Below are 20,262 nucleotides of genomic sequence, written 5' to 3'. Positions count from 1 at the left end.
GGCATCGGACCATGCCCGCAGTCCTCGGCCTGAACTTCCATCACGACTCCTCCGCCGCTCTGATCGTCGACGACCGTCTGTACGCCGCCGAAGAAGAACGCTGGAGCGGCATCAAACACCACCGCCAGCAGCACAACCGCAAAGCCACCCTCACCGCCCCCATCGACGCGCTCGCCTGGTGCCTGGACGCCGCAGGCATCGGGCCGGACGACGTGGACGCCGTATGGACACCCTCTATGCGCCCCACCCCGGCCGCCGGATGGTGGCTCGCCCAAGAGGGCGAGGAGCTTGCCGCCCTACTGCCAGCCCCGTTGGGCAAGCGACTCCACCTGATCTCCCATCACACCGCCCACGTCATGGCCGGCTATCTGCTCTCCGGTCACGATCGCGCCGCCGGACTGGTCATCGATGCCGGCGGATCCTCCCTTGGCAGTGACTTCGGCCTTGGACGCGAACGCATCACCGGCTACGACCTGCGCCCGGACCGGATCGACCGGATCCACCAGGCCATGCCGACCATCACCTACGGCTCTGCCGGCCCACGCCGCGTTCACGCCTCGCTCGGCCACTTCTACCGCAACCTCGCGCTGCGCATCGTCCCGCCCGGCGACGAACCGGAGGGCAGCATGATGGCGCTCGCCGCCCTCGGCGACCCCGGCCGCCTACGCGACGAAGTCCGCACGCTGATCCGCCTCGGCGGGGGCGGCGAGGTGCGCATCCCGCACCCGCTGGGCTCCGCCGACACCGACACCCCGCTTACGCTCGGAGGGCGCGGCTGGACCGCAGCCGGTGTCACCGCCGCCCCGCAAGCCGAACGCGCGGACCTGGCTGCGGCCGTCCAGGAAGTCTTCGCCCAGGCCGTCACACATGTCGCCCGGCACCTACAACGCGTCACCGGCGCCGACTCCCTGGTCTTCTCCGGCGGATGCGCTCTGAACTCGCACCTGAACGGCCACCTCGCCGCCGATGCGGGATTCCGTACCCTCTTCGTCGCCCCGGCCCCGCACGACGCCGGAACCGCTCTCGGCGCGGCCCTTTATGCCTGGCACTACCAACTCGGCCAACCCCGCCTCCCCGTCCCCACCGACGCTGCCTGGGGGCCGGAACCCGGCACTGTGTCCGCCCATCCCAGCGGGTACCGAACCTTTCCGAACCTGGGCCCCCAACTCGTGCCCGCTGTCACCGCCCTACTCGCCGAACACCGTGTCGTCGGCTGGATTCAGGGGCCTATGGAGTTCGGCCCGCGAGCCTTGGGGCATCGCTCCATCCTCGCCCACCCTGGTCGCGCGGACACCCGCGACCGCCTCAACTCGATCAAGCAGCGAGCCGCCTACCGCCCCTTCGCCCCGGCCATACTCGCCGAACACGCCGCCGACTGGTTCGTGACCGGTGGAGACCCGTTCATGAACCGTGTCTCCATCGCCCGCCGCTGCCGCTCCGATCGCATCGCCGCGGTTGTCCACCACGACGGGACCGCCCGCCTCCAAACCGTCGCCGCCGACCACGCCGGCCTACGCCCGCTACTGGAGAACTTCCACGAACGCACCGGCCTGCCGCTCCTGCTGAACACCTCGTTCAACCACAAGGGCGCCCCCATCCTGCGCACCGCCGAGCAGGCGGTCCACGCAGCAGCCGAACTCGGCCTGGACGCCCTCGCCATCGGCGACACCCTCCTGATCGCCGACCACATCCCCTTCCCCCGCCGCGCCGAGTCAGCGACCGGCGAAAGGTGAGCCATGTTCACACCCATCACTGAGCCGCCCGCCATCCTGCACCTCCTCGGCGCCGCCGCCTGGCCCAACACCGATCAATCCCGCGCTCGGAAAGCCGCCACGCTGGCGATCAGTGTCTACTCGGGTCACTTCCGCGACCAGGGCACCCCCTACATCCACCACCCACTCGCCGTCGTTGCCCTCCTGCGAGTCGAACTCGCAGTCACTAGCCCCGACACACTCCTCCTCGGCCTCCTGCATGACGCGCTGGAGATCTCACCGGAGTCCGAACCACTGCTGACCACGCACCTCGGTCAGTACTTCGTCGAACATCTCCGGGCCATGACTCCGGACCATCGCTTGGCACAACGCGGCAAGCGCCACGGCGACGAAGCGGCCTGGCGTGCCAAGACAGCCAGACTCGACCCCGAGCTCTTGCTCGTCCGGCTCGCCGACCGCATCCACAACCTCCGCGACCTGCGGAACTCGCCGAACATCAACCGCCGCGCGCAGTTCGTCGCCGCACTGACGGAGTTCTACCTGCCGCTTGCCGAGACCTCCCGCTCCCCCAACACCCAACTCAACGCCGCCCGCTCGTTACTCCGTGCCGAATACGAGCGCTACCACCAGCACGGCAGGGAAGCCCACGCATGAGGATCGTCGCCCACTCCATGAACCCGGTGGGCCGTACCGGAGGCCGGGCCTACCTGCGCATGCTCCACGACGCCACCGCCGATCGCGTCGAGTGGCGAACCGTCCGCGACTACAAGCGCACCTACCGCATCCGCCGCTGGCGCAAGCTTCGGCACCTGGCCCGCCTTGCCCCCACCATCCGCGCCCTGGAACATCAGCCGGGACTCATGGTCTGGGACGACGTGAGCCTGTTGCTCTTCACTCCGCGCATGCGTGCCCGCACCGTCTTCGTCTTCCACCACTACGAACCTCTTCAACACGACTCCTCTCCTATCGAAGCGGTGTTGTGGAAGCGTCTGTTCGCTGTCCTTCCCCAGTGCGCCGCGGTAGTCTGCGTCGCCCCGTACTGGGCACGGTTCTTGCGTGCACGTGGCGTACCGAATGCACAGATCGTCTACAACGCCTTCGACACCACGGAGATCGACCATGCCCGCGCCCTCAACCGCGAGTCGTGCCGCGACGAATTCGGGCTCGCTCCCGACACCATCGCCGTCTATGCCGGGAAGGCCGTCCACTGGAAAGGCACCGAGACAGTGGCCGCCTCCCTCCGGAATGACCCCCGAGTCCGTGTCATCACCACGGGCAGCAACACCATCCGTTCCACGAGTGCCCACTACGACCTGCCGCGCGCCCCTTACCTGCGGCTTCTGAGGGCCTGCGACGTGGGCGTGTTCATGCCCCGCATGCGGGAAGGTTGGAGCCGCTGTGCGGCTGAAGCCCTCCTGCTCGGGCTGCCCTGTCTGATACGGCCCACCGCCGGTCTCGGTGATCTGGCCCACCTCACCCAGCAGCCTGCTCCTGACCTCACCCGCCTCCGCGAGCAGATCTACGATCGAGCCGCCGCATCCGAAGCGGACATGAAGACCGCCTACGACGCCCTCGTCCGTTTTGACCGTGCCTACTTCGCCGACGCCTGGAACCGGCTGCTGCACCAGGTCTCGGCCTGAGGCCGTCTACTGGGCGGCCAGGCGTTCCTGGGCCGCGTCCAGCCTGGCCAGCGTCCGGGCCCGGCCAAGCACCTCCAGCGACTCGAACAACGGAAGCCCGACCGTGCGGCCCATCACCGCGACGCGGACAGGGGCTTGGGCCTTGCCCAGCTTCAGTCCGTGGTTCGCGGCCACGGTCTCCAGCGTGGCCCGCAACGGCTCCGCCGCCCACGAGTCGACGGCGGCCAACTCCCGCCGGGTATCGCCGAGGAGTTCAGCGGCCCCCGCCTTCATCGCCTTGTTCCATGACGCCTCGTCGTGCACCGGCTCGTCCAGGAAGAGGAAGTCCACGTAGGACGTGATCTCCGACAGCACCGCCACCCGGGTCTGGGCCAGCGGCGCGACCGTCTCGAACACCCCCTGGTCGTACCCGTCGGGCGCCCACGGGGCATAGGGAGCCTTCAACCACGGCGCGCAGGCGGCCACGAACCCCTCGGGTGCCAACGCCCGGATGTACTCGCCGTTGAACGCCCTCAGCTTCTTGACGTCGAAGAACGCCGCCGAGGTGTTCACGTCCTCGATCCGGAACAGTTGCTCGAGCTCCGTATACGGCCGGATCTCGCGATCGTCTCCCGGCCCCCACCCCAGCAGCATCAGGTAGTTGACCATCGCGTCGGGGAGATAGCCCTCAGCGAGGTAGTCCTCCAGCGCCACCTTGTCCCGCCGTTTCGACAGCTTCTGCCGCTTCTCGTTCACGATCACCGGCAGATGCGCCCACACCGGCGCCTTCGCCCCCAGCGCCTCCCACAACAGCTGCTGCTTCGGCGTGTTCGACAGATGCTCCTCGCCACGGATCACCTGGGTGATCCCCTCGTCCAGGTCATCGACCACGTTGGCGATCAGAAAGACGGGCGACCCATCCCCACGCGCGATCACGAAGTCCTCGATCGCGTCGTTCGGAAACGCCGGCTTCCCCCGGACCAGGTCGACCACGACGGTCTCCCCTTCATCCGGCGTCCGGAATCGCAACGCCCGCCCCGACGCTGCCTCAAGCCCGCGCTCCCGGCAAAACCCGTCATACCCCAGGTGCTCAGAACCCGTGCGCTCCTTCACCTGCTCGCGCGTGCAGTCGCAGTAGTACGCCTTCCCCGCCGCGTGCAACTGCTGGGCGGCCTCGCGGTGCCGGTCAGCGTTGTGCGACTGGAAGTACGGCCCCTCGAAGGCCGGGTCCTCGGCATGGATGCCGATCGACGCCAGCGCGCCGATGATCCCCTCGACCCACTGCGGCTGATTCCGCGCCGCGTCGGTGTCCTCGATCCGCAGAACGAACGCCCCGCCGCGCTGTCGCGCCACAGCCCAGTTGTAGAGAGCGGACCGGGCCCCGCCCACGTGGAACATCCCGGTCGGCGAGGGGGCGAAACGGACACGAATCGGAGCGTGAGACATACGGCCCAGCCTATCGAGCCGGGCCATCCATACGTGCCGCGTGTCAACGCGAGGTGAGGAACGGTATCGAGCCTCAGCAGAGTCCAGGCTGTGGCCGCGTGACCGGCCTGCCGGCCGGAGCACTTCGGGCGGGAACAGCGGACAGCCCCGCGTGCCCGTCGCCCTCCTGGAATCAGCGCCCTGCCGCGTTGAACCTCGCGATCAGCTCGGGCAGTTCGGCCAGCGAGTCGATCCGCATCGTCGGCAGCCGGGCTGCTTCCGGATCGTGCTGTTGGATGGTTCCCCACGGCCTTTGGCGGATGAGTGCCGTGCGGAATCCGGCCTCGGTGGCGAGCCAGATGTCATTGTCGAGCCGGTCTCCGACGTACAGCGTCTCCGCCGTTGGCACCGGCACGACCTCCACCACCCGCTCGAAGAACGTCGGGTCCGGCTTGCTCGCTCCCCAGTCGTCCGAGGTACCGATCAGGTCCACGTCGCTGGCGAACAGCTCCCGGAGCATGCCACCGGCCCGGACCGTCTGATTCCCAGCGATGCCCAGCCAAAGGCCGGCCTCCCGTAGCCGGGCGAGGGCCGGTCGGACGTCCAGAGAGGTCTTCCTCACCGAACCACTCGGGCCGGCCGCAGCTCGACGTTCACGCGGTATCGGAGCCGAACACGTACCGGAACGCCTCGTCATGCGGAACGCCGGACTCGTCACCGCTGGCCTGCCGTTCCCGGTAGGCGGCCAGGGCACGCAGTTCCTCCAGCTCCAGGGCGTCCGCCGGGCCGACCACTATCGCGATGGTCTGCCCGTGGTCGGTGCTGGCCACCGGCTCACGAGTGGCGCTGGCCTCCGTCACGGACACCGCCTTACGGAAGTGTGCACTTGTGTGCGCTGTGCGAGCCGTCTCATGGGGCTGGGCGCCCCTTCGGGGCGCTCAGGCCGGCAGGCCGGTCACGTGTTGATCATCGAGAACGCCGCGTACGTCAGGTAGCGCCACAGCTCCTCGTCCAGCTCGGCCGGCAGGCCCAGGCTGTCGACCGCCGCCCGCATGTGGCGCAGCCACGCGTCGTGGGCGGCCTGGTCGACCTGGAAGGGGGCGTGCCGCATCCGGAGGCGCGGGTGGCCTCGGTTGTCGCTGTAGGTGCGGGGGCCGCCCCAGTACTGGACGAGGAAGAGCCGTAGCCGCTCCTCGGCGGGGCCCAGATCCTCCTCGGGGTACATGGGGCGCAGCAACGGGTCCTCGGCCACGCCCTCGTAGAAGCGGTGGACGAGCTTGCGGAAAGTCTCCTCGCCACCGACCCGGTCATAGAACGACTGCTGCTCACTCACAGCCCCATCGTCGCAGACGCGCGAAGACGTGGGGACCGGCGGCCCCCCGCGGGATAACGAACTGGTAACCGTCCGTTCGCCGAACGTCCGTACCCTCCCCCGCATGCCCATACGCGCTCGTGCTCGGACGACACGGATCACACTGCTTGCCACGGCCGTGTGGGCGATCATGTTCACCGCGCCGCCGTCGGCGCTGGCCACGCCGCGCAACACCCCGCCGCCCGAGCGGTCGTTGAGCCAGCCGTTCCGGCACGACACCGAGGGCTACGCCTGTTACCGGATACCGGCGATCGTCACCACCACGGCCGGCACGCTGTTGGCATTCGCCGAGGCCAGGGTCGCGGACTGCGCGGACATCGGCGACATCGACCTGGTCGTCAGGCGGTCGACGGACGGCGGGCGCACCTGGGGGGAGTTGACGGTGCTGCGCGGCGACCTGGACGCCGGCGGCTACGGCAACCCGGTGCCGGTGGTCGACGCGGAGAGCGGCCGGGTCTCGTTGATGTACGCGTACAACACGTGGACGCCGAAGCCGGACGACGTCCGTTCGCGGGGGCCGCGTTCGCTCGGTCTGCTGCACTCGGAGGACGACGGCCTGACCTGGCAGGCGGGCGCGCCGCTGCGCGGTCTCAAGCCGACGTCCTGGACGTGGATCTCGGTCGGTCCCGGGCACGGGATCCAGTTGCAACGCGGTGAGCACGCCGGCCGGTTGGTGGTGGCCGGCGACCACGACACGACGGGCGACAGGTCGGGCGGCCAGCTGTACTACAGCGACGACGGCGGCCTGAGCTGGCGGCTTGGCGCCGTCTGGGAGACGGTCGAGGAGTTGCCGAACCCGGCCGAACTCTCCGTGGTGGAGCGGGTGGACGGCACGCTGTACATCAACGCCCGCGGCCTGGACAACACGCGGCTCGCGGCGTACAGCGAGGACGCGGGCGAGAGCTTCACCTCGGCCGGGTTCCGTGAGGTGCGGGACCTGGACACGCCGCCCGTCTCCGGCTCACTGCTACGGCTGACCGCGACGGACGTGGGCGACGACCGCGACCGGGTGCTGCTGTCGGCGCCCACCCGCCCCGGCGAGGCCGGCAGCCGGCGGCGGATCATGACGATCCGCTCCTCCTACGACGAGGGCCGCACCTGGCACACGGTCGGCACCGTGATCACGCCGGCCAGGGCGGGTTACTCGGACCTGACGCTGCTGCCGTCGGGCGAGATCGGCCTGCTCTACGAGACCGGCAGGCACAGCCCGCACGGCGCCCTGAGCTTCACGGCGTTCACCGAGCTCTCGCTGGACGCGGGCCGGCGCGAGCTGACCCTGCCGGACATCGTGGGGTGCCCGGTGGCCCGGCAGCGGCCGACCGAGTCGGCCGCGCCGACCCACTACGGCCGGCTGACCCCGGCGCGGCTGATCAGCCTGGCCTCCACCGTCACGGCCGTGAACATCCGCTACGGCAAGCGGGACCTCCGCTAGGCCCTGCCGACAGCGTCAGCGCAGGGCGCGCCTGGCGGCGCCCGCGGTCACCGCGGCGGTGAGGGCGAGTACGGCGCAGAGCGCCGCGGCGGCCGTCCACTGCATGCCGCCGAGGTGGGAGTAGGGCAGGTACTCGACCGCCCAGCCCACCACGCCGGTCTCGCCGAGGCAGGAGTTCATGTCGACGGCGTCGGTGCAGGTGCTCCAGCCGAGGGGGGAGCCGTCGGCGGCGAGGTAGGAGTAGTCGATCTCCAGCGCGCTCGACGGGATCTCCGGTACGTCCTCCGAGGTGAACCGGCCGCCCGAGGTCGTCTTGGTGAGGGTGTCGGCGAACTCCATCCGGACCGAGGACCAGGCCTGTCGCAGCGCCAGCAGGGCGACCAGGGTGATCACCATCGCGGGGAGGGTGCGCTTGACGAGGAGTCCCGCGGTGGCGCCGGTCAGGAGCCCGAGCAGGGCCATGGCGACCGCCACCGGCCCGGTGGTGTCGAAGCCGCCCGCGCTGGTGAAGTCGGCGTTGTCGGCCCAGTGCGTCGCCAGGGGGGACCACAGGTTCCGGAGCGCGAGCCCGGTGGACGCGGCGGCCGCGGCGGTGAAGACGGCGGCCATGCCGAGTTTCGACCAGACCCAGTCGGCCCGGCTCCGGGACTGCGTCCCGACCAGTTTCGCGGTGCCGGTCTCCAGGTCGCCGGCGAAGAGCGGCGCGCCGACGAACACGCCGACGAGCAGCGGCAGGGTGGACAGGGCGCCGCCGAGCCCGCCGAGGTCGCGGTAGCCGGTCTCGATCACCGCGTCCTGGTCCGGCGAGGCGGTTCCGGCCCGCACCGCGCGCATCGCCTCGTGGACGGCGACTCCGCGCCACCACAGGAACGCCGTGAAGGCGGCCGCGCCGAGGGTGAGGAGCAGGAACGCCACGCGGTGCTGGCGCCACACCAGCCAGGGCATCCCGCGCGGCCAGAACCGGCGGGCCGGCGCCGGCTGTCGCGGGATGTCGGACGGCGCGTGCCGCCCCGTGGCGGCGGTCATCGCGCTCACGCCGCCACCTCCGCGCCGCTGCCGGGAACGTGTGAGTGGGGGCTGATCAGCGGCCGGGAGTCTCCGTGCTCCAGGTAGGCGAGCACCACTTCCTCCAGGGTGGGCGGGCAGGAGTCCCAGCCGTCGTCGACCCGGCCGCCCGGCCGGACCAGTGCCCTGGTCGTCCTGCCGTCGTCGGAGAGGCCCACCACGGTGTGCGGGGCGAGCCCGGCCGGCACTCCTCCGGGGCCCGACGCCACGGTGTGGGAGGGCGCGGAGAGCAGGAGGTGGACGCTGATGATCTCGTCGACGTCCCCGGCCAGCCGCAGGCCGCCCCGGGAGACCAGCAGCAGGTAGTCGCAGAGGGTGTCGAGCTCGGCCACCAGGTGGCTGGACATCAGGACGGTGATGCCGCGCTCGGCCACCTGGCCGAGCAGGGCGGCCACCGTCTGCCGCCGCACCAGCGGGTCCAGGTCGGCCAGCGGCTCGTCGAGCAGGATCAGGTCGGGGCGCTTGCCGAGCGCCACCGCGAGGGCGACGCGGGTGCGCTGGCCTCCCGAGAGCTTCCCCACCCTGGCGTCGACCGGGACGTCGCCCGCCCTGAGGAAGTCCTCGGCGAGCCGCTGGTCCCACTCGGGGTTGAGCTCCCGGCCGAGCCGCAGGGTCTCCGCGACGGTGAACCGCGGGAACAGCGGCTTCTCCTGCGGGAGGAACGCGACGCGCCGCCGCGCCCCCGGCCCGCCGGCCGGCTCGCCGAACACCTCGGCCTCCCCGGCCGTCGCCCCGCGCAGCCCCGCCACGACCTCGAGCAGGGTGGTCTTCCCCGCGCCGTTCGGGCCGACAAGGCCGCAGACCCGTCCCGCCGGGAGCCGGAACGTCGCGTCCCGCAGCACCCAGTGCCGGCCGTACCGCCGGCCGAGTCCCCGCAGTTCCAACGCGGTCAGGTCGTCGTCGGTGGGCGCGGTGCGCGCCGTGCTCGTCATGAGCGGGCCTCCTTCGGTTCCTCGGCGGTCCCGGCGAGGGCGATCGCCGCGTCCTCCCGCTCGGCCAGGACCTGTTCCAGCAGTTCGCGTACCTCGTGCGGGTCGAGGCCGGCCAGCAGCGCGCGGTCCGTCCAGGCGGACAGCTCGGCGTAGAGCGCGGGTTCACGGCGCCTGGCGGGCCGCTCGGGAGCCCGCAGCACGAAGGTGCCGACGCCCTGGCGCAGTTCCACGATCCCTTCGCGCTCCAGCTCCCGGTACGCCTTGAGCGTGGTGTTCGGGTTCACGGCGCTGGTCTCGGAGACCTCGCGGGCGGTCGGCAGCCGGTCGCCGGGGCGCAGCGCGCCCGCGCTGAGGGCGCGCTTGGTCTGCTCGACGATCTGCTGGTACGCGGCGACCCCGCGCCGTCGCTCGATCCGGTACTGCATCCACCTCACCATTAGTCCACTAGTCAAGTAGTGGAATAGTGCTATGGCGGATGAGGTTCCGTCAACCCGAGGTAATGGGCGAGCCGTTCGGCGGGGGCGCTACGCCACGAGCAGCGGCATGTCCCAGCCGAGCGGCGCCGGGCCGCCGCCCGCCGCGTAGGAGTCGAGGGCCAGCGCCACCCCGCCGGCGCCCTCCAGGAAGGACGGCAGGTCGGCGCCTCCCGGCACGCCGGTCAGGGTGGCCCGGTATCCGAAGCGGACGTCGTCCCGGTGGTGGGAGAGCAGGATCCCGGCCAACTCGTCGTGCAGGCCGGCGAGTCGCGGGTCGTCGAGGTGCTCCCTGAGCAGGCCGACGAGGTGCAGCAGCCCGGCCCAGCCGTGGCACAGGCTGGGGTCGTCGGTCGGCCAGCGCTCCGGGGGCGTGGCGAGCAGCGGCAGCAGCGAGCGGTGGGCGAGGTCGTGCCAGTCGGCGCGGTCCAGGGCGAGCGCGGCGAGTTGCACGGCGCGGCTGACGCCTGGGGCGCCGTAGCACCAGGAGGGCCGGCGGGAGACGGGGGCCGCGGCGGACGGGCCGCGCAGCCAGTCGTCGAGGGTCAGGACGCCGGCCCAGCCGACGCCCTCGCGGTCCTTGACCGCCCACTCGGTGAGCAGCGCCATGAGCTCCTCGATCGCCGCCCGCTGCCCCGGCACGGTGACGCCGGCCCGCCAGGCGAGCGCGAGCAGGGCGAGCGGTCCCGCCACGCCGTGCGAGAGGCCGAGGTTGAGGTGGCCGTCCGGCAGGTCGGCCTCGCCGCCGAGCAGCGGCGCCGCGCGGGTCCACCAGCGCGGCACGGCGTGGCCGCGGTGCGGCACGGTGCCGCGGCTCATGGCCACCAGGTAGCGGAGCACGGCGGCGAGTTCGGGGTCGTCCGGCCTGCCCCTGGCGAGCAGGTAGCGGCCGACGCCGGTCATGCCGCGCACCACCTCGTACTCGCCGTTGGTGTGGACGGGCGCGTCGGTGGTGTGGGCCAGTCCCGCGTACCGGGTGCGGACGAGTTGGCGCTGGTAGGCGTCGAGCCGGTCGAGCGCCGAGCGGTAGCCGCCGGTGGCGCGGTGCGCGATCAGGGCGGCGAACGCCAGGGCGCCCGGCCCGTGGTAGACGCCGGTCGCCTCGTGGTCGACGCCGGCCGCGGCGGCCATGCCGCGGGCCAGGTGGCCGTGGGCGCGTTCGGCGTTGCGGCGGCCGCCCGCGCTGGCGCCGCTGAAGACGAGCGAGACGCCCGGGTGGCCGTTGGAGAGCGACAGGTCGACCCAGAGCGGCACCTCCACGCCGTCGCCACGGGTATCGCCAGGGACGCCGGTGTCGGCGGCGGTGGCCGCCGGGTCGGCCAGCCGGTCGCGCAGCCGGGCGGCGACGGTGAGCGCGCGGTCGCGGTGGAGTGGCGTGGTCGCCTGGGGCGTCATGCCGGCGCCCCGGTCCTGGCCCGCGCCCGCCCGAGATGGGCGCGCGCGACGCCGCGCAGGACGGCGTAGCCGCGGTTCTCCCGGGCGCGGTCGATGCCGAGCAGCCGGTTGTGCTGCATGTGCAGCAGCGAGAGCAGGATGCCGTCCCGGTCGGCGCGCGGCAGCAGCAGCCGGCCGAGCGCGGCGGGTTCCTCGGCGGCGGCCCAGGCCGCGGCGGCCGGGTGGTCGGCCGGCAGCCGCTCGGCGACCCCGCCCGGGTGGATGGCGGCCAGGGCGGCGGCCCGGTGGCGCTGGAACGTCTCGTGGTCGGGCCCCTTGGGGAAGGCCAGGTCCACCCAGGAGCACCAGTCCCAGTCGCCGAGGGATTCGAGGAGCAGGGCGTGGTTGACGGCGGCGCGCACCTCGTCGGGCGGTGCCTGGTCGCCGAGTTGGGCGATCGCGGACCGGCTGTCGAGGCAGAACAGGCGCTCCGCGTGCGGCAGCAGCTCGGGGCCGCCGTAGCGGTCCACCTCCGGCTGGTAGACGTCGAGCGTGAGGCCGCCGACGGCGCCCTGGTCGAGCCAGGTCCTGGCGTGCCTGGCCAGCGCCGGGAGGGTCCTGGTGCGCAGCGCCTCAGGGTCGCCGTGCAGCCGCAGCCGCAGGTGCGGCTCGGGGTCGGTGTAGCGGAGGAAGAACCAGCGGTCGACGTCGGCGGCGGCCTCGGCGAGGAACATCGGCAACAGGGTCCGCAAGACCGGGTACTGCCTGTCGGGTTGGGCGTAGAGCTTGGCGAACAGCCAGTCCTCGCCCGGCAGATGGCGGGCGGGGTGGGCGGGGACGACGACCGGTCGCGGTCGGGGCGCGGGGTGCGGCGCGTGCCGGCGGACCAGGGGGATCACGACCTCGGTGGCGTGCCCGGCGGCCCAGCCGAGGGCCGCGCCGTCCGCCGCCGGATCCTCCGTCACCATCAACCCGCTGGCGTCGGTGGTGAGTTCGTCGCGGAGCAGGGTGCGGTGCCAGGGGTCGGCCAGGTCGATGCCGTAGGACCGGTCCCAGCGGGTGACCTGCACCCGGTCGGGCACCCGGTAGCGGTCGCGCCAGGCGCGCACCGCGTCGTCCCATGCGGCGGGGTGGCGCGCGGCCTCGCGCATCCGCCGGTCGGGCGTCCAGCGCGTCGGGGAGACGACGACCCGGCCGAGGCGGACCCGGGGCAGCACGGGCAACGCCTCGAGGCCCTCCCAGTCCCAGCCGGTCCAGGTGCGGGAGCGGCCGAGGAGGATGTCCACCAGCAGCCGCGCGACGGGCGGCCCCTCCCGGTCGAGGGCCAGCAGGTGCGGCACCACGGGCCGCACCTGCCGCTCGCCGTCGGGCGTCAGCAGCCGCAGCCCGTCCGGCTCTGCGGTGACGAGCAGCCGCCGCCAGTCGAGGACGTGCGGGTCGGTCCGGTCGGCGTGGATCCCGACCGGGATCCGGTGCGGCAGCAGCCGGGGCACCTGGATCAGGTTGAGGGCCCGCTCGGTGGTCGGCGGGAAGTCGAGCTGGGCCGGCAGCTCGCCGGGCGCGCCGCCGGCCGCGGCGAGCCCGGCAAGTCCTTCGGTGAGGCCGGCGAGTTCGGCGAACCGCCCGGCGGTGGCGCCGGCGGTCCAGGACCCGGTGTGCGGGGTGGAGAGCAACCGGAAGTCGCCGCGGTCGAGGGCGGCGCGGCTCTCGGCGAGAAGCTGGAAGCAGAGCTCCAGGGTGCGCGGCGGCTCGGCCTCCACCGGGGTGGCGAGGTCGGCGATGTCCCGGTCGGTGAGGGCGAGTTCGCGCTCCTCGGTGAGCAGGGCGGCCTGTGTGAGCTCGGCGGTCAGGATCCGCCGGGCGCGCCGCGCCCCCGGGTCGCCGGCCGGCACGGCGCCCGGGTGGCCGGTGGGGAAGTCGGGGAGGCCGATGCCGCGGTGCGGGTCGATGAGCGTGGCGAGCGGGACGGCCGCCCCGGTGCCGTAGCGCTCGACGAACCTGAGGTGGTAGTCGCGCATGTGCGCGTGGCTCGACCACTCGCGGGAGATGGTCCACATCGCCTCGGCGTACCGCCCGGCCTCCTCGGCCACCGCGCGGGGCAGCGCCACCCGGGCGTCCATCGCCAGGTCCACGTGGGCGGCGGGGCGGCGGCGGGGGCCCGCCGCGTCGGTGAGCTCGCGCAGCCGCCGCCAGGCCGGGTCCCAGGCGCCGGGTCCCGCGGCGCGGCAGGCGGCGAGCGCGGCCCGGACGCGGCGCAGCTCGTCGGCGGCGTCGGCCAGCGGCGCCACGGCCGCCGCGATCCGGTCGAGCAGCTCCTCGTCGACGCGGTGCGGGGTGATGTCGGTGAGCAGGAAGCCGTGCCGGACGAGCTGGCCGAACAGCCGGTCGAGGTGGTCGGGCGGCGCGGCGCGGAAGTGACGGCCCGCCGCCGCGAGCAGCTCGGGGTACGGGGTGGGGGCGGTGAGGGTGTCGTGCACCCAGCCGACGATCCGGTTGGCGCGCACCGAGGTCTCCCGCGCGCCGCGGGCGAGCACCAGCCGGCCGTCCCTGAGCTGGCCGAGGTCGTTGGCGACGACGGTGACGCGGCGGCGCACCGCGGGGGATTCCAGCCAGTCGGCGACCCGGCGGCTCAGCCACTCGCCGTCGATCCTGACGTCCCTGACACCCGGGCCGCGCACCGAGACCTCGGCCCGGGGCGCGAGGCCGGCGGCGGTGACGCCGGCGAAGATCCCGAAGGGGGTGGGCCGGTCGCCGTGCCGCAGCGCGTAGCGGGTCAGCGAGCGGGCGGCGCGGGCAAGGCGTTTCGGGGTGGGCTCGGCGCCGGCGTCCAGCCGGTCGAGCTGGTCGGCGAGGCTGTCGCCGGCGATCCGGATCGCCTCACGGAGCCGGGGGTCGGCGGCCGCGCGCCTGACGCCCTCGGCCGAGTCGGGGGCCACCCCGGGCGGCGGCGCGGGCCGGCTGCCGCGCGGCACGGCGGCCATCCGCAGCAGGAGGGGTTCCGCCGGATCGAAGAGGGGTTCCTGTCCTGCGCCACCGTTCCGCACCGCCACCGCACCCTCGCCTCGGTCGTCGTCCAGGGGACCGCGGGATGCGGCGGCCGGCCGCCGCATCCCGCCTGGGTTCGGCCGCCGTCAGGGACAGCAGGTCCAGCAACGCGACTGCACGCCCCAGGTGTTGGGCGAGGTCGGGGCGGCGGACTTCTGCACCGCGCCGAAGGCGACGCCGTCGGTGACGGAACCGACCTCGGAGATCTGGATGTCGAGGTCGAGGTCGCTCGACTCGGCTTCGGCGGTAGCGGGTTCGAGCACGGTCTGGGTCATGATCAACTCCCCATACGTGGTGCGAGAGGTTCCGGTGGGAACCTGGAGACTCGGTCACATCTCCAGCCGCGATCATACGAACGGGCATTCGGCTCGAACAGCCTCGAAATTCGCCGTTACGTACGGTCAACGCGCTGGGCTCGGCCCCCGAACGATCACCGCCGTCCCGGAACGCTCGGTGATGATCACGGATAAACGCCGATTCTCGGCCAGCGGCCGGTGGCTAGAGCGGCGTCACCGTGAGCCCGAGCCCGGGGCCACCGCCGCCGGTGCGGCGGACCGCCGTCGAGCCGAGCGGGGTGCGCAGCCGCAGCCAGACGCCCCGGCTCAGCACGGCGACCGGCTCGGCCGCCCGCAGCATGCCGAGGGCGTGGGCGGCGTGCACGGCCCGCAGCGGCAGCGGGGTGCCGGGCAGCGGGCGGGACCAGATCTCCTCGGCGAGCGCGTCGAGCGCCTCCCTGGTGGCCTGCTCGGGCGTCAACCGCTCGCGCCGCTCGCGGAACTCGCCCACCACGGCGGCGGCCGCGCCCCGCACCCGCTCGGCCGGCAGCTCGGCCTCGACCCGCCAGCCGCCGCGCGGCGGCAGCAGTCCTGCCCAGGACGGACCCGTGACCTGCCCGGGCACCGCCACGGCCGGGGCGTCCGCGGCGTCGGTGTCGATCGATTCGAGCAGCTCACCGGCCGACACGGTGACGTCGAGGGTGGCCGGCTCGCGCAGCCGGCAGGGCCGGACGGCGAGCACGTCGAACCTGGCCGGCCTGGTGAAGACGGCGACCACCTCGCCGTCCGCCTGGAGCCGGGCGGCGGCCGCCCGGTCCCAGCGCAACTGCCGCCCCAGAAAGGCGGCGAGGTCTCCGGCCTCCCCCGACTCCGCGAGGGCCAGCCGCGGCGTGTGCGTCATGCGGCCGTCGAGCCCTCCAGCACCCCGTCCGTCTCCTCGTCGCGGTACCTGCTCAGGAACTCCCGCTCCTCGGCCGTGAGTCGGCGCGGCCTGGAGTCCTCGAGGCGGTAGGGCACGACGACGGTGGCTGCCCTGGCGTAGACCGTCTCCGCGTCCCTGATCTCGTACGCCACGGTCACCGAGGCGCCGCCGAGCCTGGCCACCCAGGTCTCGATGGTGACCGGCTCGTGCCGGTGCACCATCGGCTTCAGATAGTCGATCTCGTGCCGCGCCACGACCGAACCGCCCGTGAACGCGCCGGAGTCGGCCTGCCTGGCCAGCCGGAACATGAAGTCGATCCTGGCCTCTTCGAGGTAACGCAGGTACACCACGTTGTTGATGTGCCCGAACGCGTCCATGTCGGACCAACGCAGCGGGCACTCGTACACATGTCGCACCGGATCAGTCCCGGTTCAGCTTCTTGTACGAGGCGCGGTGCGGGCGGGTGGCCTCCGCGCCGAGCCGATCGATCTTGTTCTTCTCGTAGGACTCGAAGTTGCCCTCGAACCAGAACCACTTCGACTCGCCCTCGTACGCCAGGATGTGGGTGGCGACGCGGTCCAGGAACCAGCGGTCGTGGGAGACCACCACGGCGCAGCCGGGGAAGTCGAGCAGCGCGTTCTCCAGCGAGGAGAGCGTCTCCACGTCGAGGTCGTTGGTGGGCTCGTCGAGCAGCAGCAGGTTGCCGCCCTGCTTGAGGGTGAGGGCGAGGTTGAGCCGGTTCCGCTCGCCGCCGGAGAGGACACCGGCCGGCTTCTGCTGGTCCGGGCCCTTGAAGCCGAAGGCGCTGACGTAGGCCCTGGACGGCATCTCGACCTGGCCGACGTTGAGGTAGTCGAGGCCGTCGGAGACGACCTCCCACAGCGTCTTCTTCGGGTCGATGTTGGCGCGGGACTGGTCGACGTAGGAGATCTTGACGGTCTCGCCGACCCGGACCGTGCCGGTGTCCACCTGCTCCAGGCCCAGGATCATCTTGAACAGCGTGGTCTTGCCTGCGCCGTTGGGGCCGATCACGCCGACGATGCCGTTCCGCGGGAGGGTGAAGGACAGGCCGTCCACCAGCACCTTCTCGCCGAACCCCTTGTGCAGGTCGTCGACCTCGACCACCACGCTGCCGAGCCGCGGGCCCGGCGGGATCTGGATCTCCTCGAAGTCCAGCTTCCTGGTCTTCTCGGCCTCCGCCGCCATCTCCTCGTAACGCTGGAGGCGGGCGCGGGACTTGGCCTGCCGGCCCTTGGCGTTGGAGCGCACCCACTCCAACTCCTCCTTGAGCCGCTTGGCGCGCTTGACGTCGCGCTGGCCCTCGACCTTGAGGCGGGTCTGCTTGGTCTCCAGGTACTTCGAGTAGTTGCCCTCGTACCCGTAGGCGCGGCCGCGGTCCAGCTCCATGATCCACTCGGCCACGTTGTCCAGGAAGTACCGGTCGTGGGTGATGGCGACCACGGTGCCCGGGTACTTGGCGAGGTGCTGCTCGAGCCACTGCACGGACTCGGCGTCCAGGTGGTTGGTGGGCTCGTCGAGCAGCAGCAGGTCGGGCTGCTCGAGCAGCAGCTTGCAGAGCGCCACCCGGCGCTTCTCGCCGCCGGAGAGGTTGGTGACCGGCCAGTCGCCGGGCGGGCAGCCCAGCGCGTCCATGGCCTGCTCCAGCTGGGCGTCCAGGTCCCAGGCGTTCGCGTGGTCCAGCTGCTCCTGCAGCCTGCCCATCTCGTCGCCCAGCGCGTCGGTGTACTCGGTCGCCATCTGCTCGGCGATCTCGTTGAACCTGTCGAGCTTGGCCTTGGTCCCGGCCACGCCCTCCTGGACGTTCTCCATGACGGTCTTCGACTCGTCGAGCGGTGGCTCCTGGAGCAGGATGCCGACGGTGGCGCCGGGCGCCAGGAAGGCGTCGCCGTTGGACGGCTGCTCGAGACCGGCCATGATCTTCAGCACGGTCGACTTGCCCGCGCCGTTGGGGCCCACGACACCGATCTTGGCCCCGGGCAGAAAGCTCAGCGAGACGTCGTCAAGGATCACCTTGTCGCCGTGCGCCTTGCGCGCCTTGCGCATGGTGTAGATGTACTCAGCCAAGAGAAACCGTCCGACGGGTCAGGCAGTGGGCATGGGTGGGCAGGACTCCATCCTGCCGCATGCCCCTGCCACGGCGGAAACCGGAACCCTTCCGCGCTGGCCGGGGCCGTGCCACGGCAACGCGAAGGGGCGGGCCCTCGCGGACCCGCCCCTCACGTTCCGTGGCTATCGCGTCACGGAGTCACACGGTGTTCAGCTGGCCGAGCCAGCGGCGGAGCGACGGCGCATGAAGAAGATGCCCGCGCCACCGACGACCAGCAGCGCCACGGCGATGCCGCTGATCATGCCGACGTTGCTGCTCGAACCGGTCTCGGCCAGGTCCGGGCCGTCGTCCTCGGCGCCACCACCGGTGGTGGCCGGCGCCGGCTCGTTGTCGTCCTCCTCGTCGATCGGCGTCGGAGGCTCACCGCCGCCGGGCGCGCAGTCGAGGATGCCGGTCGCGGTGAACGGCTCCTGCGACGCGTCCGGGTAGGCGACGGAGATGTCGTACGCCTGACCGTTCTCGACCGGGACCAGGATGGAGTCCTCGCCACCCGGGGCGATCTCGATGGTCTCGCCGTTCAGCGTGAAGTCGAACGGCACGTCACCGGAGTTGGTGGCGGTGACCAGCACGCCGCCGTCGGCGCAGATCTCCTCGGCCTCGAACGCGACGGCCGGGGCGCCGGGGGCGGCCCAGGTGGCGCCCGCGTTGGCGCTGACCGACGACTCGGAGGAGCCGGCCAGGATCATGGTCTGGGTGCGCACGTCGATGCCGGTGAAGACCCGGCCGATCGGCACCGCCGAGGTGGCGGTGGCGGTCAGCGAGGCGGTGCCGTCCTCGGCGTCCGCCGGCACGTCGAAGAACAGCTCGGTGCCGTTGGCGACCGGGGTGTTCTCGTCGATGACGTTGCCCGCGGAGTCGGAGAGGGTCACGCCCTGCTCGACGGCCGCGGCGTCCGGCGTCACGGTGACGGACTCGGCGGTGGTGTCGACCGTGACCGGACCGAGCCGGTCACCGGGCTGGCCGGAGACCTGGTTCGGGGTGAGGGTCAGCGAGGCGCCGGGCTCCTCGGCCTCCTCGGCGTTCTCCGTGAGCCAGTCGGTCAGGGCCGCGGCGTTCCCGCTCTCCGGCACCGCCTCGACGCCGTCGGAGAACTCCCAGATCGCCGCCTGGGTACCGGCGGCGGCCTCCTCGTCGTCCAGCGACTCGACGCCGACCTGCGAGGCGAGCGCGACCAGGTCGTCGTTCACCGGGTAGGAGTTCTGCAGGATCCACTGGATCCGGCCCGAGTTGGCGTTGTTGTGCAGGCGGGACTCGTTCCAGCCGACCTCCTTGTAGCGAGCGTTGCTCGAGGTGGCGGTGGTGAAGTCGATGCAGTACGTCTGCAGCGTGCCGCCGTCGTCGGCCTGCAGGGTGAACAGACCACCGCGGTAGGTGTCCGTCTCACCCTCGTGGGTGACGGCGATACGGCCGGAGGCCTCCGGGTCGAGACCGCCGAGGGTGGCGGTGGCGCCACCGTTGTGCGGGTTCTGCTCGTCCGCGGCGGCCGTGCCGGCGGTCGCGATCGCCCCGGTGGCGAACAGACCGGTGGCGATCGCGGTGGCCGCAAGGCGGGACATGGCCCGCTTGCGCGCAAGAATCATGGTGTGAGTCCCCTCCACGAGATCACAGGGCGCTGCCGCAACATCAGGCGGCGCGCACATCAACATCCCCGTGCGTACGGGGATCGTAGGGAGGGGAGTTGGTCAATGTCCCCACGAGAACGCGGAGTTACACATTCCGAGGTCGAATCGTTACCTCGGATGACGGCGGAATGGCGAGGAATGAACAGGACTCGCCCATGCGGGACGTCATCCGACGGTGGGCGACAACGGCGACATGCTCGACATCGTCGCCAGGGGTGACAACGTCGACAATGTCGACAGCGAGGTGAACTCCGCGGCCCCGGTGGGCGAGGCGGCCACCACGTAGCGCTCCCTGACCTCCCGGTAGCGCAGCAGCTCGGCGGCGATGGACTCCAGGACGTGGCTGTGGCCCGAGTCGGCGGCGATCCTGCGGAGCCGCCACTCCTCCTGCTGGCCGTAGGCCCTGGCCGGGCCGCGGGCGGAGATCCGGCAGCCCCAGGCGAGCAGCGGGCCGCCCAGGCAGCCGCAGAGCAGCAGCGCGAGCGGCAGCCAGCGGCCCACCACCGGCTGGCCGAGCACGGCGGCCAGCAGCCAGCAGACGCCCAGGAGTTGGGCCGCGAGCAGCACGGCTTGGCCGATCGCGGCCACCGACCACCAGCGCGGTCTCGGCAGCGGCTCGGCCGGCTGCTTCTCCAGGGCGCGCTCCAGCGCCTCTGGCAGCCGCTCGGCGCCCTGCCGCGCGGTGTCCCGCACGGCCCGGCCCCAGGGCTCCGGGAGCCCCTCGGCCGCCTCGTCGGCCAGCCGGCGCACCGCGTGCTCCACCACCGCCGTGGCCGACGCCGCCGTGCCGGCGGCCCGCATCAGCCGGGCGGCGAGCGGCGGCGGCTCGCCGCGCCGCTCGGCCTGCCGGCGGGCGAACCCCCGCT

The 20,262-nt window shown here is 72.4% G+C and carries 18 protein-coding genes and 1 pseudogene; 4 read left to right on the top strand and 15 right to left on the bottom strand.

What is annotated here, in order from left to right:
* Positions 1-11 precede the first annotated feature (11 nt).
* From ACYVPE_RS29690 to ACYVPE_RS29680, 3 genes are read left to right on the top strand one after another with little or no spacing between them, the layout of a single operon-like run.
* The gene (locus tag ACYVPE_RS29690) at positions 12-1,733 is read left to right on the top strand and encodes a carbamoyltransferase C-terminal domain-containing protein (RefSeq protein WP_461036830.1); all 1,722 of its coding nucleotides are present in this window, start codon (positions 12-14) and stop codon (positions 1,731-1,733) included.
* 3 nt (positions 1,734-1,736) lie between these two features.
* Entirely contained in the window at positions 1,737-2,366 is a 630-nt protein-coding gene (locus ACYVPE_RS29685; RefSeq protein ID WP_461036829.1) for an HD domain-containing protein, read from the top strand.
* Positions 2,363-3,352, top strand: coding sequence for a glycosyltransferase (locus tag ACYVPE_RS29680; protein WP_461036828.1), 990 nt, complete (start codon positions 2,363-2,365; stop codon positions 3,350-3,352). The genes ACYVPE_RS29685 and ACYVPE_RS29680 overlap by 4 nt, the downstream gene beginning before the upstream one ends.
* A gap of 6 nt (positions 3,353-3,358) precedes the next feature.
* Here ACYVPE_RS29680 and gltX read toward each other — a convergent pair whose 3' ends face one another.
* From gltX to ACYVPE_RS29660, 4 genes are all read right to left on the bottom strand, one after another.
* Positions 3,359-4,729 (bottom strand): glutamate--tRNA ligase, encoded by a 1,371-nt coding sequence (gene gltX / locus ACYVPE_RS29675; RefSeq protein ID WP_461036843.1) that lies wholly within the window; start codon positions 4,727-4,729, stop codon positions 3,359-3,361.
* Positions 4,730-4,949: 220 nt separating this feature from the next.
* Positions 4,950-5,378, bottom strand: a complete 429-nt coding sequence (locus tag ACYVPE_RS29670) for an HAD family hydrolase (protein WP_461036827.1) — start codon at positions 5,376-5,378, stop codon at positions 4,950-4,952.
* A 31-nt stretch (positions 5,379-5,409) separates the two neighbouring features.
* Positions 5,410-5,616 (bottom strand): type II toxin-antitoxin system prevent-host-death family antitoxin, encoded by a 207-nt coding sequence (locus ACYVPE_RS29665; RefSeq protein WP_461036826.1) that lies wholly within the window; start codon positions 5,614-5,616, stop codon positions 5,410-5,412.
* A gap of 95 nt (positions 5,617-5,711) precedes the next feature.
* The gene (locus tag ACYVPE_RS29660; protein WP_461036825.1) at positions 5,712-6,089 is read right to left on the bottom strand and encodes a globin; all 378 of its coding nucleotides are present in this window, start codon (positions 6,087-6,089) and stop codon (positions 5,712-5,714) included.
* A gap of 103 nt (positions 6,090-6,192) precedes the next feature.
* Here ACYVPE_RS29660 and ACYVPE_RS29655 point away from each other — a divergent pair, with 103 nt between their 5' ends.
* Positions 6,193-7,560 carry a sialidase family protein gene (locus ACYVPE_RS29655; protein WP_461036824.1) on the top strand — a complete coding sequence of 456 codons (1,368 nt, stop codon included), beginning with the start codon at positions 6,193-6,195 and terminating at the stop codon, positions 7,558-7,560.
* A 15-nt stretch (positions 7,561-7,575) separates the two neighbouring features.
* Here the strand turns inward: ACYVPE_RS29655 and ACYVPE_RS29650 are convergent, their stop codons facing one another.
* The 11 genes and pseudogenes from ACYVPE_RS29650 to ACYVPE_RS29600 all read right to left on the bottom strand — a co-directional run.
* Positions 7,576-8,586 (bottom strand): ABC transporter permease, encoded by a 1,011-nt coding sequence (locus tag ACYVPE_RS29650; RefSeq protein ID WP_461036842.1) that lies wholly within the window; start codon positions 8,584-8,586, stop codon positions 7,576-7,578.
* A gap of 5 nt (positions 8,587-8,591) precedes the next feature.
* Positions 8,592-9,557: an ABC transporter ATP-binding protein gene (locus tag ACYVPE_RS29645; protein ID WP_461036823.1), complete on the bottom strand. Its 966-nt coding sequence runs from the start codon at positions 9,555-9,557 to the stop codon at positions 8,592-8,594.
* Positions 9,554-9,982: a GntR family transcriptional regulator gene (locus ACYVPE_RS29640; protein WP_461036822.1), complete on the bottom strand. Its 429-nt coding sequence runs from the start codon at positions 9,980-9,982 to the stop codon at positions 9,554-9,556. The genes ACYVPE_RS29645 and ACYVPE_RS29640 overlap by 4 nt, the downstream gene beginning before the upstream one ends.
* 99 nt (positions 9,983-10,081) lie before the next feature.
* The gene (locus tag ACYVPE_RS29635; protein ID WP_461036821.1) at positions 10,082-11,425 is read right to left on the bottom strand and encodes a lanthionine synthetase C family protein; all 1,344 of its coding nucleotides are present in this window, start codon (positions 11,423-11,425) and stop codon (positions 10,082-10,084) included.
* Positions 11,422-14,448 carry a lantibiotic dehydratase gene (locus ACYVPE_RS29630; RefSeq protein ID WP_461036820.1) on the bottom strand — a complete coding sequence of 1,009 codons (3,027 nt, stop codon included), beginning with the start codon at positions 14,446-14,448 and terminating at the stop codon, positions 11,422-11,424. Before ACYVPE_RS29630 ends, ACYVPE_RS29635 begins: the two co-directional genes overlap by 4 nt.
* 87 nt (positions 14,449-14,535) lie before the next feature.
* A complete protein-coding gene (locus ACYVPE_RS29625; protein ID WP_461036819.1) occupies positions 14,536-14,724 on the bottom strand; it encodes a hypothetical protein in 189 nt (62 codons plus the stop codon).
* 223 nt (positions 14,725-14,947) lie between these two features.
* Positions 14,948-15,625, bottom strand: coding sequence for a hypothetical protein (locus ACYVPE_RS29620; protein WP_461036818.1), 678 nt, complete (start codon positions 15,623-15,625; stop codon positions 14,948-14,950).
* Positions 15,622-16,062: an acyl-CoA thioesterase gene (locus ACYVPE_RS29615; protein ID WP_461036817.1), complete on the bottom strand. Its 441-nt coding sequence runs from the start codon at positions 16,060-16,062 to the stop codon at positions 15,622-15,624. The genes ACYVPE_RS29620 and ACYVPE_RS29615 overlap by 4 nt, the downstream gene beginning before the upstream one ends.
* Positions 16,063-16,066: 4 nt before the next feature.
* On the bottom strand, positions 16,067-17,731 hold the full coding sequence (gene ettA, locus ACYVPE_RS29610) for an energy-dependent translational throttle protein EttA (protein ID WP_461036816.1): 1,665 nt from the start codon (positions 17,729-17,731) through the stop codon (positions 16,067-16,069).
* A 192-nt stretch (positions 17,732-17,923) separates the two neighbouring features.
* A complete protein-coding gene (locus ACYVPE_RS29605) occupies positions 17,924-19,354 on the bottom strand; it encodes a Cys-Gln thioester bond-forming surface protein (protein ID WP_461036815.1) in 1,431 nt (476 codons plus the stop codon).
* A 207-nt stretch (positions 19,355-19,561) separates the two neighbouring features.
* Positions 19,562-20,262 (bottom strand): annotated as a pseudogene (locus ACYVPE_RS29600) (hypothetical protein); the annotation flags it as partial.

The organism is Streptomyces mayteni (assembly GCF_054783955.1).
Note: the sequence above shows the minus strand (reverse complement) of the source record. Positions and strands in the feature narration are given on the sequence as shown.